The following is a 14,550-nucleotide window of genomic DNA, read 5'->3' on the forward strand; positions in this document are numbered from 1 at the left end:
GGCTCGTGAAAGAATGCCTAGCCTTGCGAAGCAGGGTTCGCCGGCAAGGCGCCCTCTACCTTCGCCCCTGCACTGGAGCGGGCTTTACGGCTGCGTACCAGCGGCCAGAACAACTCTTGCGTCCAGCTCACGGGTGCCAAGTGTTCGATGCCATAGGCAACGGGCCGGCGCCGAGTGATCTTCGCCGTACCAAACAGCACATCCCAGAGGAACAGCAGGTTGCCGAAGTTGCCCTTGTAATGGGTCACACCATCCTCGGCGCTCAGGCCGTGGTGCGCCGAATGGGTGGACGGCGTAGAAAAGACCCGCTCCAGCAACCACATCAGCGGCCGCAGAAAACCGATGCGGTACAGCTTGTCATCCCAGGCCACACTGCTGTGAGCGGCGAAGATCACCGTCATCTTGAGAATCAGGTAACCGTAGTAGACCGGCGCCAGCCCCAGATAAATCAGCACTCCCGAGAACCAGATGCCGGGCATCAGCAGGTAATAGAAGCTGTTGTTGCGGTAGACGATGCGAATGCTCATGTAGGGCGCCGAATGGTGCGCGCGATGCAACGCGTACAGCGCCGGTACGCGGTGGGTCAAGCGGTGCCACCAGTACTGGGTCATGTCATCGAAGACCAGGAACAGCAGCAGGCCGAGTACCCAGGGGATCTGTGCCAGTGCTCCCTTTGCTTCGGGCAGCGATAGCTGCATGAGCGCGCCGCTGGCCCACATCACCAGGGGAAAGGTCACACCGAGCAACAGGCTTGAGCCCACCGCCTCGATCAACACATCACGGCGCTGGCCGCGAGGTTGGCCAAAGGCCGAACAGGCGATTTCCAGGAGGATGAAAAACACAAAGATCGCCGAAACGATCAGCAGCGGGTTGTTGGTCAGCAGGTCGTGGTTCATGGCATTCTCGCTCTTATCCTTGTGGGCATCGCCCCACCATTAGAGATCAGCAAGGCAGCCCGCTCTATGCGCGAACTGGACAGAATTCCGCGAGATCCGGCCAAGGGCATGGCCCCGCGTTTCCATCGCGGTCGCCTGGGTGAAGTCCTGCAACGCTTTCTCGATGACCAGAACACCGGCCCCCAGCAGGACTACAACCTGCTGCAGCTGGAGCAGCTGTGGCGCGCCGCGGCAGCGCTGGAGCCGGCCATCGGCCTCAAGCTGTTCGAACGCTTCACCCCCCAGGACTGGCACGTGATCGCCCACGCCAGCCTGTACTGTCCGGATGTCGCCGCGTCCATGGCGTTCTGGGTGCGCTACGCGCCCTTGGGTTCGGATACCGACCGGGTACAGCTGGTGACGGATACCCGGGGGGCCGGTGTCGAGGTTGATATCGACACATCGGCGCCACTCGGCCGCTACCTGATCGAGCACTATGGCGTCATGTCCATCACTCAGTTGCGCCGTGGCATCGGCCTTGCAGTGCAGCCGGTACTGGCCTGCTTCAGCCATCCGCGCCCGGCCTATCACGCGCAGTACCATCACTGGTTCGGCGAGCGGATCGAATTCGATTGCCCGGCCAACCGTTTCTACTTCGACCCGCAAACCCTGCAACTGCCGCTGCAAACCCGCCACGCCGGCATGCTGGAACTGCTGAGCGAGGAGCTGGATCGACGGGCGGCCCTGCACCGGCGACAGAGCGGTTGGGCCGCCAAGGTGGCAGCGGCTTGTCGCCAGGCCCTGGCCGCCGGCCACTCACCAACCCTGGAAAGCCTTTGCGCGCAACTGCATCAAACCCCGCGAACGCTGCGGCGACGCCTGGACGAACAGGGGTTGAGCTTTCGCGAATTGCTCGACCAGACCCGCGCCGAGCTGGAAATGCACCTGCAACTGCAAGGCGAATCCCGGGCCCAGATTGCCCTGCAGTTGGGCTACAACGATCAGGCGGCCTACCTGCATGCACGCAAACGCTGGAAGAACGCCCTTGGCTGAAGTTTTTTCCAGCCCAAAAAAAGACCCCGGCATTGCGGCCGGGGTCTTTTCAACACTGTGGGTCAGGCATCAGTAACGCTTGATGTCCGCCTGGTTTTCCAGCTGCTTGCGGTAGGCGGCAAAGTCTTGCTGCCCTACCCGCGAGGCCAGGAAGCGACGGTATTGAGCCTTCTCTTCCTCGGTCGGCGCAGCGGCTTCGTTGACACCATTGAGCTGCAGCACCAACAGGTTGCCATTAGGCAGGGTCACGCTGGTGAAGGTCGGTTTGTCCTTGGACTCAGGCTTGGTCATGCGGAACAGCGCCTGCAGCACGGCCGGATCGATCCCTTCCTGGCCACGGGTCACGGCATGCGCGACTTTCCAGTCCTGGCCATCCACCGGCTTGTTCAGCGCGGTCTTGCCGTCGCGCAGGCTGGCGATCAGCTCTTCAGCCTTGGTCTTGGCCGCGGCACTGGCGTGCTCTTTGGCCAATTGCGTGCGAATGGCACTGGCAACGCTTTCCAGTGGCAGTTGCTCAGGTTTGCGGTGTTCCTTGGCACGCAGCACTACCACGGTTTCCGGGTCCAGTTCGATGGCGGTGCTATTGGCACCCTCATCGAGGACTTCGGTGCTGAACGCCGCTTGTATCACGGCGCGGTTGGCTGCGATGCCGTCACCACCTTCACGGCCGAATGGCGCGGAGGTGTGGACAGTCAGCTTCAGGTCCTGGGCCGGTTGTGCCAGATCGGACGCTTCGAACGACGAGTCTTCCAGTTGCTTGGTGGCCTCGACGAAACGCTGCTCGACCTGCTGGGTCTTCAGATCCCGGGTCAGCTTGCCCTTGAGGCTGGCGAAGCTCGGCACTTCCGGCGCTTCGACACCCAGCAGCTTGATCAGGTGGAAACCGAAGCCGGTACGTACCGGCGCCGATACCTGGTCCTTGTTCAAGGCGTACAGGGCTTTCTCGAAGGTTGGGTCATAGACGCCAGGACCTGCGAAACCCAGGTCGCCGCCGTTGCTGGCCGAACCCGGGTCCTGGGAGAACTCCTTGGCCAATGCCTCGAAGCTTTCGCCCTTGGCCAGACGTGCCTGGATCTCTTCGATCTTGGCCTTGGCCTGGGCCTCATTCACCTTGTCATTGACTTCGATGAGGATGTGCGCGGCACGGCGTTGCTCGGACAGGTTGGCAATTTCCTTCTGATACAGCGCTTGCAGGTCCTCGTCCTTGACGCTGACCTGATCGAAGAAGGCGGCCTTCTTCAATTCGATGTAATCAATCACCACCTGGTCCGGAGTCATGAACTCCTTGGCGTGCTGGTCGTAGTACGCCTTGACCTCGTCGTCGGTCAGCTTGACCGCTGCCGGGTCGGCCTTGATGGTCAGGGAAGCGAAGTCACGGGTCTGCTTTTCCAGACGGGCGAATGCCAGCACCTGGGCGTCGGTGACAAAACCGCTGCCTGCCAGACCGGCGCGTACCTGGCCGATCAGCATTTCCTGAGTCAGCATCTGGCGAAATTGCAGGCGGGTGTAACCCAGTTGACGGATCACCTGGTCGAAACGCTCGGGGCTGAACTTGCCATCAACCTGGAACTCCGGCGTTTGCAGAATGACCTGGTCCAGCGCACCTTCGGAGAACGCGAACTTGGAATCCTGCGCACCTTGCAGCAACAGCTTGCGGTCGATCAGCCCTTTGAGAGCAGCTTCGCGCAGCATCTTCTCGTCCAACAGGGAGGCATCGAAGTCTTTGCCCAGCTGCTGCATCAACTGACGACGTTGCATGTCGACGGCCTGGCTCAACTCGTTCTGAGTGATTTCCTCACCGTTGACCTTGGCCGCGTCCTGATTGTGGGTAGTGGCCTTGAAAATGGCATCGAATCCCGTCAACGCCAACAGCGCGACGATAACCCCGATGATGGTTTTGGCAATCCAGCCTTGTGAATTGTCCCTGATATTCTGCAGCATGCGTCCCCCAGAAACGGTTGTACTTCAATTTGAGCAACCGTGGAGCGTGGGTAGAGTCCGGATAGAAGAAAGGCGCATCCGAGGATGCGCCTTCTCGTAACTGGCGGAGCGGACGAAGGTTAAACCCGCGACCCTCGGCGTGAACCGGTGGTAGACCGGTTGACTAGCGCCCCGCTGCCAGATCAGGCATGACCCCGACCCGGATGGGCAAAGACCCTGAAGAAACTTAGTTAACGGCTTCTTTCAGTGCTTTACCGGCTTTGAAACCTGGCTTTTTAGCAGCAGCGATTTCCAGAGTCTTACCGGTCTGTGGGTTACGACCGATACGCGCTGGACGATCAGTTACGGAGAAAGTACCGAAACCAACCAGCACCACAGAGTCACCGGCCTTCAGAGCGCCAGTAACGGATTCGATTACTGCGTCCAGCGCACGGCCAGCAGCAGCTTTCGGGAGATCAGCAGATGCAGCGATAGCATCAATCAGTTCCGACTTGTTCACTCTAAGTCCCCTTATATATCTATGAGTATGATTCTAAGTTTTTTGGTGAAAGCAAAAACGAGTGCTGAATGGCCTACAGACACTTAAGAGCCGCTTTATAACAAGGGCTCTAAAAAGCTGTCAAGGAAGCCCCCCAGGCTAATGCGTACTAATGCGTGCTAATTCTTTCCTTAGAGTCAGACTCGCGTTTTTCGTCCTTTGCGACTATCTCGGGAGCCACATCCGGCAAGGGCTCCGGCGCGTATTGCAGCGCAATTTGCAGGACTTCGTCAATCCATTTAACCGGTTTAATCTGCAGATCCTGCTTGATATTGTCAGGAATTTCTTTCAAATCGCGAACATTCTCTTCCGGAATGATCACTGTCTTGATTCCACCCCGATGAGCGGCGAGTAATTTCTCTTTCAACCCGCCGATAGCCAATACCTGACCACGCAGGGTGATCTCCCCCGTCATTGCCACATCAGCCCGCACCGGAATGCCGGTCAGCGCCGAAACCAGCGCCGTGCACATGCCTACACCAGCGCTGGGGCCGTCTTTCGGGGTCGCCCCTTCAGGCATGTGGATATGGGTGTCGCGCTTCTCGTGGAAGTCCAGGGGAATGCCCAGGCTCTTGGCCCGGCTGCGCACCACGGTCAGTGCTGCAGTGATCGACTCGACCATCACATCGCCCAGGGAACCGGTCTTGATCAACTGACCCTTGCCCGGAACCACAGCGGCTTCGATGGTCAGCAGTTCACCGCCCACTTGAGTCCATGCCAACCCGGTCACCTGACCGATCTGGTCTTGCTGCTCGGCCAGGCCGTAGCGGAATTTGCGCACGCCGAGGAAGTGCTCCAGCAGGTCGGAAGTGACCTTCACCGAGAAGCGCTTTTCCATCGCATGCTCTTTCACCGCCTTGCGGCAAACCTTGGCAATCTGCCGCTCCAGGCCGCGTACACCGGCCTCGCGGGTGTAGTAGCGAATGATGTCGCGGATCGCATCCGGCTCGAATTCCAGCTCGCCCTTCTTCAGGCCGTTGGCCTGAATCTGCTTGGGCGAGAGGTACTTGACCGCGATGTTGATCTTCTCGTCCTCGGTGTAGCCAGGCAGACGAATTACCTCCATCCGGTCCAGCAAGGCCGGCGGAATATTCATCGAGTTGGAGGTGCAGAGGAACATCACATCGGACAAGTCGTAATCGACTTCCAGGTAGTGATCGTTGAAATTATGGTTCTGCTCGGGGTCCAGCACCTCGAGCAATGCCGAGGCCGGATCACCGCGCATATCGCTGCCCATCTTGTCGATTTCGTCGAGCAAGAACAGTGGGTTGCGCACCCCCACTTTTGTCATCTTTTGAATCAATCTTCCTGGCATCGAACCGATATAAGTCCGACGATGACCACGAATCTCCGCCTCGTCACGCACGCCACCCAGGGCCATGCGTACGAACTTGCGGTTGGTAGCGTTGGCGATCGACTCCGCCAGGGAGGTCTTACCCACCCCAGGAGGCCCTACCAGGCACAGTACCGGGCCACGAATCTTTTTCACCCGTTTCTGTACGGCGAGGTATTCGAGAATCCGTTCCTTGACCTCTTCCAGGCCATAGTGGTCGGCATCGAGAATATCTTCGGCACGTGCCAGATCGAGACGAACCTTGCTCTGTGCCTTCCACGGCACCTGAACCAGCCAGTCGATATACGAGCGAACAACAGTAGCCTCGGCAGACATCGGCGACATCTGCTTGAGCTTGTTCAGTTCGGCCTGAGCCTTGGTCATCGCGTCTTTTGGCAGGCCTGCGGCATCGATACGCTTTTTCAGCTCCTCGATTTCGTTGTGCCCTTCGTCGCCATCACCCAGTTCTTTCTGAATGGCCTTCATCTGCTCATTCAGGTAGTACTCGCGCTGGCTGCGCTCCATTTGCTTCTTGACGCGACCACGGATGCGCTTTTCCACTTGCAGCAGATCGATCTCGGCGTCCAGCAATGCCAGGACATGCTCGACCCGAGCGGACAGATCGATGATCTCGAGGATTTCCTGCTTCTGCTCGATCTTCAACGCCATGTGCGCAGCCATGGTATCCACCAGGCGGCTTGGCTCATCGATGCTATTGAGGGACGACAACACCTCGGCAGGGACCTTCTTGCCCAGTTGCACGTACTGCTCGAACTGGGAAAGCAGACTGCGAACAAACACTTCCGACTCACGGTCAGGAGCATCGACTTCGTCAATCAGGGAGACTTCGGCACGGCAATGGCCATCAACTTCGCTGAAGCGCTCAACAGCACCACGCTGTTCGCCTTCAACCAATACCTTGACGGTGCCATCAGGCAATTTGAGCAACTGCAAGACAGTCGCAATGGTACCTACGCGATAGAGTGCATCTTCACCGGGATCGTCATCAGCAGGGTTTCTCTGCGCCAGCAAGAGAATCTGCTTGTCGCCCGTCATCGCTGCCTCGAGGGCTTCGATCGACTTCTCGCGCCCCACGAACAGCGGGATAACCATGTGCGGATAAACCACAACATCACGCAATGGCAGGAGAGGCAATTCGATGGTTGTCTTCATGATTTCGCCTCTACGGCGGCCGTAAGGCCGTAAACAGATGGAAGTAAGCTTGAAACCAAGATGGGGGCTGCCTGGAAAAAAAACAAGCTCAAAGACAGCACTTTAAGGCGCTAAAAACAAAGGGGCCCGAAGGCCCCTTCTTTCATTCCAACAGCGCGACGCTTACGCGTCTGGCGCTGCCTTGGCCGTCGGCTCACTGTTCTCATAGATGTACAGTGGCTGGGACTTGCCTTCAATAACGCTTTCGTCGATCACTACTTTACTCACCTCGGACTGCGAGGGGATTTCATACATAGTGTCGAGCAGAACACCTTCAAGAATGGAGCGCAGACCACGAGCACCAGTCTTGCGTTCAAGGGCTCGCTTGGCGACGGACTTCAAGGCATCGGTACGGAACTCCAGGTCAACACCTTCCATCTCGAACAACTTGGCGTACTGCTTGGTCAAGGCGTTCTTCGGTTCGGTGAGGATCTGAATCAATGCCGCTTCGTCCAACTCATCCAAGGTCGCCAGGACAGGCAGACGACCGACGAATTCCGGGATCAGACCGAACTTGACCAGATCGTCAGGCTCGACTTCACGCAGGGACTCACCGACTTTCTTGCCTTCTTCCTTGCTGCGAACTTCTGCGTTGAAACCGATGCCGCCCTTGGTGGAACGGTTTTGAATAACCTTTTCCAGACCCGAGAACGCACCACCACAGATGAACAGGATGTTACGGGTATCGACCTGCAGGAATTCCTGCTGCGGATGCTTGCGACCACCTTGCGGAGGAACGGAGGCAACCGTGCCTTCAATCAACTTCAACAGGGCTTGCTGAACGCCTTCGCCGGAAACATCCCGGGTAATCGAAGGGTTGTCAGACTTGCGGGAAATCTTGTCGATCTCATCGATGTAGACAATGCCCATCTGGGCCTTCTCTACGTCGTAGTCGCACTTCTGCAGCAACTTCTGAATGATGTTCTCGACGTCTTCCCCCACATAACCGGCTTCGGTCAGGGTAGTGGCATCGGCGATGGTGAAAGGTACATTCAACAGGCGAGCCAGGGTTTCGGCCAACAGCGTCTTACCCGAACCTGTAGGGCCGATCAGCAAGATGTTGCTCTTGCCAAGTTCGACGTCGTCACTCTTCTTGTCACGCTGGTTCAGACGCTTGTAGTGGTTGTACACCGCTACTGCTAGAACCTTTTTTGCACGCTCCTGACCAATCACGTACTGATCAAGGATGCCGCTGATTTCTTTAGGCGAAGGCAATTTATGCGCGCTGCTCTCGGCCTGTGCTTCCTGCACCTCCTCACGGATGATGTCATTGCACAGGTCGACGCACTCGTCGCAGATAAAGACCGAGGGGCCGGCAATCAATTTGCGCACTTCATGCTGGCTTTTGCCACAGAAGGAGCAATAAAGCAGTTTGCCGTTGTCCTCGCCGTTGCGGGTGTCAGTCATTCGTTCGATCCAAATCCGATAGGCTTGCAACACAAGATGAAGGCTATTGCGGGCTTTTTCAAGCCCGCCACTGATCGGAACAACCGACCATGCCTATTTTGAGCTGCTTATTTTAAGCGGGGCGCTGGTTGATGACTTCGTCGATCAACCCGTACTCACGCGCAGCTTCGGCGCTCATGAAGTTATCGCGATTGGTATCGCGCTCGATTTCTTCCAGGGTGCGCCCGCTATGCTTGGCCATCAGCGTGTTGAGACGCTCACGGATGAAGAGGATTTCCTTGGCATGGATTTCAATATCCGATGCCTGGCCCTGGAAACCGCCCAGTGGCTGGTGAATCATCACTCGGGAGTTTGGCAGGCAGAAACGCTTGCCTGGAGCACCGGCTGTCAGCAAGAACGCGCCCATGCTGCATGCCTGGCCAATACAAGTGGTTGAAACGTTAGGCTTGATGAACTGCATGGTGTCGTAGATCGACATGCCGGCTGTCACCGAACCGCCCGGGGAGTTGATATAGAGATGGATGTCCTTGTCCGGGTTTTCCGCTTCAAGGAACAGCAGTTGCGCACAGATCAGGTTGGCCATGTAGTCCTCTACAGGGCCCACCAGAAAGATCACTCGCTCCTTGAGGAGGCGCGAGTAGATGTCGTAGGCGCGCTCGCCACGAGCGGACTGCTCGACAACCATCGGGACCAGGCCGCCTGCGGCCTGGATATCAGAGTTCTGCTGAATATACGAATTACGGAACATGCTCTGCAGTCACTCCCAAATAGTCACGTCTTGAATACGCATAAGCCAGCGCGAAGGCTGGCTTATGGTGTGTGCTTCGAACGAGAAGAAAATCAGTCGGCTTGAGGTGCTTCTACCGGCTTGACCGCTTCTTCGTAGGAGACCGATTTGTCGGTCACGCTAGCTTTCTGCAGAACAGTATCCACAACTTGTTCTTCCAGCACAACCGAACGAACTTCGTTCAATTGCTGCTCGTTCTTGTAGTACCAGGACACGACCTGCTCAGGTTCCTGATAAGCCGAAGCCATTTCCTGGATCAGCTCGCGAACGCGGTCTTCATCAGGCTTCAGATCGAACTGCTTAACAACCTCGGCAACGATCAGACCCAGTACCACGCGACGCTTGGCCTGCTCTTCGAACAGCTCGGCTGGCAGTTGATCCGGCTTGATGTTGCCACCGAATTGCTGGACAGCTTGAACGCGCAGACGGTTAACTTCGTTGTCCAGCAGCGCCTTCGGCACTTCGATCGGGTTGGAGGCCAGCAGACCGTCCATGACCTGATTCTTCACTTTGGACTTGATGGCCTGACGCAGCTCGCGCTCCATGTTCTTGCGAACTTCGCCGCGGAAGCCTTCCAGACCTGCTTCCTTGATACCGAACTGAGCAAAGAACTCCTCGGTCAGCTCAGGCAGCTTAGGCTCGGAAACGCTATTGACAGTCACAGTGAACTCGGCGGCCTTGTTGGCCAGGTCCAGGTTCTGATAGTTCTCAGGGAAGGTCAGATTCAGGACGCGCTCTTCACCCGCCTTGGCGCCTACCAGGCCTTCTTCGAAGCCAGGAATCATGCGACCCGAGCCCAGCACCAGCTGGGTACCCTTGGCCGAACCGCCAGCGAAGACTTCACCGTCGACCTTGCCAACGAAATCGATGTTCAGTTGATCGTCGTTCTGCGCAGCACGATCGGCCACTTCAAAACGCACGTTCTGCTTGCGCAGGATTTCCAGCATGTTATCCAGGTCGGCATCAGCCACATCAGCGCTCAGGCGCTCAACGGCGATGTTTTCGAAACCGGCAACAGTGAACTCTGGGAACACTTCAAAAGTGGCAACGTACTCCAGGTCCTTGCCCTTCTCCAGCACTTTAGGCTCGACCGAAGGAGCGCCGGCAGGGTTCAGTTTCTGCTCGACAACGGCTTCATAGAAGGAAGCCTGGATCACATCACCTACTGCTTCTTGACGCGCATCAGCCTCATAACGCTGACGGATCACGCTCATTGGAACCTTGCCAGGACGGAAGCCTGGAATCTTGGCCTTTTGGGCAGTCTGCTGCAGACGCTTGTTGACCTGGCTCTCGATGCGCTCAGCCGGCACGGTGATGCTCATGCGGCGCTCAAGAGCAGAAGTATTTTCAACAGAAACTTGCATGGATATTCCTCGTTGCACAGACGTTAGCCGGCCGTTTTCCGACCCCAGAATCAAGGGCATGCATTCTAGAGGGTCAAACTCAAGAAGTCACCCTACTGAAAACGGGTAAAAAACCGCCGGCAATGTGAAGGCGGGGACAAAGGATTGAGCCTCGCCATGAGAGCAAATATTGCGAACCAAACCAGGGCCTCTACTTCAACCCTTCTATATATAGAAGGAGTCGTTCAGCACACCCCTGAAAAACGCCAGCCAATAGCTGAAACCCGGAACCTTCAACGACCAAAGGACAACATTCTGCCACTCAACCGGCTCATCGGATGCAGCCACTTAGAGGTATCGAATCCAGAAACGAAAACGGCGCAGCCCTTTTCAGGTGCTGCGCCGTTATCTGCTATTAACTAGCTACTTTATTGGTGCGGACGAAGAGACTCGAACTCTTACACCTTGCGGCGCTGGAACCTAAATCCAGTGTGTCTACCAATTCCACCACGTCCGCGTAACAAGCTTTTAAAGCAAAGGCGCCAGACTATTAATCTGGCGCCTTCTTCGAATATGGGGTGGACGATGGGGATCGAACCCACGACAACAGGAGTCACAATCCTGTGCTCTACCAACTGAGCTACGCCCACCATATTGCGTTACTTGTGCCAAAGCTGCCTAATGGCGCACCCGGCAGGACTCGAACCTGCGACCATCCGCTTAGAAGGCGGATGCTCTATCCAGCTGAGCTACGGGCGCCTTATTAATCTGTATTCTTTAACGATTACAAACTAATTGCTTTCAGTCGTTACGAGTTAAACATCAACTCTGCCCGACCTTCTTAACCAGTGCTAGGCTGTGCCCGACAAGTGCGACGAATGTTATAGACGGTCCGTTAGGTCGTCAACTCTTTTTTGAAAAAAATTCATTTAATTAAAGGGCTTAGGGGAATTTGCAGACCAAGCGCCTTTGCCCTCACGTTCCGACATGCGAGAATGCGTTCTCTTTTTCTCACCCTCTCGATGGTTAATCACGCGTCATGACTGCACAACTAATCGACGGCAAGGCGATCGCCGCTAGCCTGCGCCAGCAGATCGCCAAACGCGTCGCCGAGCGTCGCCAGCAAGGCCTGCGTACTCCAGGCCTCGCGGTGATTCTGGTCGGCAGCGACCCGGCCTCTCAAGTTTATGTCTCGCACAAGCGTAAAGACTGCGAAGAGGTCGGCTTCCTTTCCCAAGCCTATGACTTGCCCGCCAACACCACTCAAGAGGACCTGGCCGGCTTGATCGACCGCCTCAACGATGACCCGAACATCGATGGCGTCCTGCTGCAGTTGCCGCTTCCCGAGCACCTGGACGCTTCTCTATTACTGGAGCGTATTCGCCCGGACAAAGACGTGGACGGTTTCCATCCTTATAACGTCGGTCGCCTGGCCCAGCGCATTCCACTGCTGCGCCCTTGCACCCCCAAGGGCATCATGACCCTTCTGGAAAGCACCGGTGCCGATCTGTACGGCATGGATGCAGTGGTTGTCGGCGCTTCCAATATCGTTGGTCGCCCGATGGCCATGGAGTTGCTGCTGGCCGGTTGCACCGTGACCGTGACCCACCGCTTCACCAAGGATCTGGCTGGTCATGTCGGCCGTGCCGACCTGGTAGTCGTAGCCGCCGGCAAGCCGGGCCTGGTCAAGGGCGAGTGGATCAAGGAAGGCGCAATCGTCATCGACGTTGGCATCAATCGCCAGGACGACGGCAAGCTGGTGGGTGATGTGGTGTATGAAACCGCCCTGCCCCGCGCCGGCTGGATCACTCCAGTACCTGGTGGCGTCGGCCCCATGACCCGCGCCTGCCTGCTGGAAAACACGCTGTACGCAGCCGAATCGCTGCACAGCTGAGTTTGCTGCCCCGCAACAGAAAACCCGCCAATGGCGGGTTTTTTTATTCTGAAATTAAAGGCCACCCGGGCTCTTTATCACCCCTGACTCTTAGCCCACGCCCATTGCTGCGCAAAGCCCTACCGTTCAGGAAAAAAACGTGTTTTTTCTTTATTTTTAAGGGCTTTCGGCTGACCGTGGAAGAACAATCGACAGTTCTTCAGCCATACTCATAAAATGTAACGTTTTTCCCAGAAAGCCCGTTACCCAACGGCATATCCATTCTTTATCGAGTCCGCCCGCGTGAAAATTCGTCTCTCCATTCTCAGCTTGTTGTTTGCTGTGTCCGGCACACTGATCGCGCACAGCGTCGACGCCAGCGAAACCACCGCGGCGCCAAGAGACACTTCACAATTGCATATCGCGTCCGGCAGCGCCCTGCTGCTGGATCTGCAGACCAACAAAGTCATCTATTCCAGCAACCCGGACGTGATAGTCCCCATCGCCTCGGTGACCAAGCTGATGACCGCCATGGTGGTCCTGGACGCCAAGCTGCCCCTGGACGAATACATCTCCATGAACATCAGCGATACCCCGGAAATGAAAGGGGTGTTCTCCCGGGTCAAGCTCAACAGTGAGCTGAGCCGCCGGGACACCCTGCTGATCGCCCTGATGTCTTCGGAAAACCGCGCTGCCGCCAGCCTGGCCCATCACTACCCGGGCGGCTACGCGGCGTTCATCGCAGCAATGAACGCCAAGGCCAAGTCCCTGGGCATGACCCACACCCGCTACGTGGAGCCTACAGGCCTGTCGATCCACAACGTTTCCACCGCCCGTGACCTGAGCAAGTTGCTGGTGGCTTCGCGCAAGTACCCGCTGCTCAGCGAACTGAGTACCACCAAGGAAAAGACCGTAGCCTTTCGCAAGCCCAACTACACCCTGGGCTTCCGTAATACCGACCATCTGGTGAACAAGGAAAAATGGGACATCAAGATCACCAAGACCGGCTTTACCAACCAGGCCGGCCACTGCCTGGTGCTGGTCACCAGCATGGGTAATCGCCCGGTAGCGCTGGTGATTCTCGATGCCTTCGGCAAATACACCCACTTCGCCGATGCCAGCCGCATCCGCAATTGGGTCGAGACCGGTAAGAGCGGCTCGGTACCGGACGTCGCCCTGCGCTACAAAGCGGACAAGAACCTGAAGAACCGTCAGGTCGCCGCTCCCCAGGCCTCACACTGATACCCGGCAAAAAACAACGGCGCCCTCAGGCGCCGTTGTTGTCTGTAGCACACTCAATGACTGTCCAGTGCCTTGCTCGCCCGGGCTGCCGCCTGCTCCTGGCCGGCCTGGGCCAATTCATTGACGGCTTTCAACCAACGCTGGCGATCCACCTTGGCCGGCAACTGGTTGGGAGCCTGGATCAGTACCGCAAAGCTGCCGGCACTCTTCCAGGATGACTCGAACTCGCTGAAGCTCATCAGTTGCCGACGGCTTTTCGCCCCACGCAACAGCACTGTCTGCTTGTCGCGGTTGTAGCCGGCCAGTACGGCATAGCGCGGCTCAGCCCAGAATGTCGAACCCTCGGTAAAGCGCACCAGCACCGGGTAACCCGCCGCCACCTGTGTCAGCAACGCCGACAATTGGTTATCCAGGGGATAGACGACCATGCCGTATTCACGCGCCAGGTTCTGCATGTTCTGCTGCAACTGCGCCTCGGCACCCGGCAGATGCAATGGCTTGTCCAGCAGACCGGGCGTGATCACCACGCCCTGCTGCGACAGCATGCTGGCCAGTGCACCTGGGCCGCTCTGGTACATCTGGCCACGGAAAGACGGCACGCTGTTGAGTTCGACACGTTCCGGCAGGCGCTGGATGTCAGACTGCACGCTACCGGCACAACCGGCCAGGGCCAAGACACAGGCGCTGGCCAGCAGCGCCACTCGAAACCGAGGAAATACCCGCACCATCTTTGCTCTCTATTCAGACACCGGGCGACCCGCCTCCGGCTGGGGCCCTGATAATAGGGCGCCCGCGGGCAAGGGTATAGCGTTAGGCGCCAGTTAATTGAAAACCATAGAGCGAAGTGTTCGAAGACTCTCGACTATTGGTCAATAGCTTGAAACACACAGGCTACTAGACTGTCGATTGTTAAGAGTGTGTGCCCCGCACGGGGCATAAAGGAGGC

General features: G+C 57.3%; 11 protein-coding genes and 3 tRNA genes. 3 read left to right on the forward strand and 11 right to left on the reverse strand.

Annotated elements, in window-relative coordinates; all coding sequences use genetic code 11:
• Positions 1-17: 17 nt before the first annotated feature.
• On the reverse strand, positions 18-896 hold the full coding sequence (locus tag ACUXVH_RS14245; RefSeq protein WP_019093765.1) for a sterol desaturase family protein: 879 nt from the start codon (positions 894-896) through the stop codon (positions 18-20).
• 66 nt (positions 897-962) lie between these two features.
• On the opposite strand from ACUXVH_RS14245, the gene ACUXVH_RS14250 reads away from it, so the two are divergent.
• Complete coding sequence (locus tag ACUXVH_RS14250; protein ID WP_445495165.1) at positions 963-1,928, forward strand: AraC family transcriptional regulator ligand-binding domain-containing protein; 966 nt, start codon at positions 963-965, stop codon at positions 1,926-1,928.
• Positions 1,929-1,997: 69 nt separating this feature from the next.
• Here ACUXVH_RS14250 and ACUXVH_RS14255 read toward each other — a convergent pair whose 3' ends face one another.
• From ACUXVH_RS14255 to ACUXVH_RS14295, 9 genes are all read right to left on the reverse strand, one after another.
• Positions 1,998-3,869 carry a SurA N-terminal domain-containing protein gene (locus ACUXVH_RS14255; RefSeq protein WP_011062270.1) on the reverse strand — a complete coding sequence of 624 codons (1,872 nt, stop codon included), beginning with the start codon at positions 3,867-3,869 and terminating at the stop codon, positions 1,998-2,000.
• Between the two features lie 226 nt (positions 3,870-4,095).
• Positions 4,096-4,368, reverse strand: a complete 273-nt coding sequence (locus tag ACUXVH_RS14260; protein WP_011062271.1) for an HU family DNA-binding protein — start codon at positions 4,366-4,368, stop codon at positions 4,096-4,098.
• Positions 4,369-4,516: 148 nt separating this feature from the next.
• On the reverse strand, positions 4,517-6,913 hold the full coding sequence (lon, locus tag ACUXVH_RS14265) for an endopeptidase La (protein ID WP_011062272.1): 2,397 nt from the start codon (positions 6,911-6,913) through the stop codon (positions 4,517-4,519).
• A gap of 162 nt (positions 6,914-7,075) precedes the next feature.
• On the reverse strand, positions 7,076-8,359 hold the full coding sequence (clpX, locus tag ACUXVH_RS14270) for an ATP-dependent Clp protease ATP-binding subunit ClpX (protein ID WP_011062273.1): 1,284 nt from the start codon (positions 8,357-8,359) through the stop codon (positions 7,076-7,078).
• A gap of 112 nt (positions 8,360-8,471) precedes the next feature.
• Positions 8,472-9,107: an ATP-dependent Clp endopeptidase proteolytic subunit ClpP gene (clpP, locus tag ACUXVH_RS14275; RefSeq protein WP_011062274.1), complete on the reverse strand. Its 636-nt coding sequence runs from the start codon at positions 9,105-9,107 to the stop codon at positions 8,472-8,474.
• A 92-nt stretch (positions 9,108-9,199) separates the two neighbouring features.
• Complete coding sequence (gene tig / locus ACUXVH_RS14280; protein WP_401261943.1) at positions 9,200-10,510, reverse strand: trigger factor; 1,311 nt, start codon at positions 10,508-10,510, stop codon at positions 9,200-9,202.
• Between the two features lie 411 nt (positions 10,511-10,921).
• Positions 10,922-11,006: transfer RNA gene (locus ACUXVH_RS14285), tRNA-Leu, on the reverse strand.
• A 57-nt stretch (positions 11,007-11,063) separates the two neighbouring features.
• A tRNA-His gene (locus tag ACUXVH_RS14290) sits at positions 11,064-11,139 on the reverse strand.
• A 32-nt stretch (positions 11,140-11,171) separates the two neighbouring features.
• Positions 11,172-11,248 (reverse strand) — tRNA-Arg (locus ACUXVH_RS14295).
• Positions 11,249-11,528: 280 nt separating this feature from the next.
• On the opposite strand from ACUXVH_RS14295, the gene folD reads away from it, so the two are divergent.
• Both folD and pbpG read left to right on the forward strand, forming a co-directional pair.
• Entirely contained in the window at positions 11,529-12,383 is an 855-nt protein-coding gene (folD, locus tag ACUXVH_RS14300) for a bifunctional methylenetetrahydrofolate dehydrogenase/methenyltetrahydrofolate cyclohydrolase FolD (RefSeq protein WP_011062276.1), read from the forward strand.
• 282 nt (positions 12,384-12,665) lie between these two features.
• Positions 12,666-13,604, forward strand: coding sequence for a D-alanyl-D-alanine endopeptidase (gene pbpG, locus ACUXVH_RS14305; RefSeq protein ID WP_011062277.1), 939 nt, complete (start codon positions 12,666-12,668; stop codon positions 13,602-13,604).
• A 53-nt stretch (positions 13,605-13,657) separates the two neighbouring features.
• Here the strand turns inward: pbpG and ACUXVH_RS14310 are convergent, their stop codons facing one another.
• A complete protein-coding gene (locus tag ACUXVH_RS14310; RefSeq protein ID WP_445495171.1) occupies positions 13,658-14,332 on the reverse strand; it encodes a peptidase C39 family protein in 675 nt (224 codons plus the stop codon).
• Positions 14,333-14,550 lie beyond the last annotated feature (218 nt).

The sequence above is a fragment of the Pseudomonas sp. 8(2025) genome (assembly GCF_052665325.1).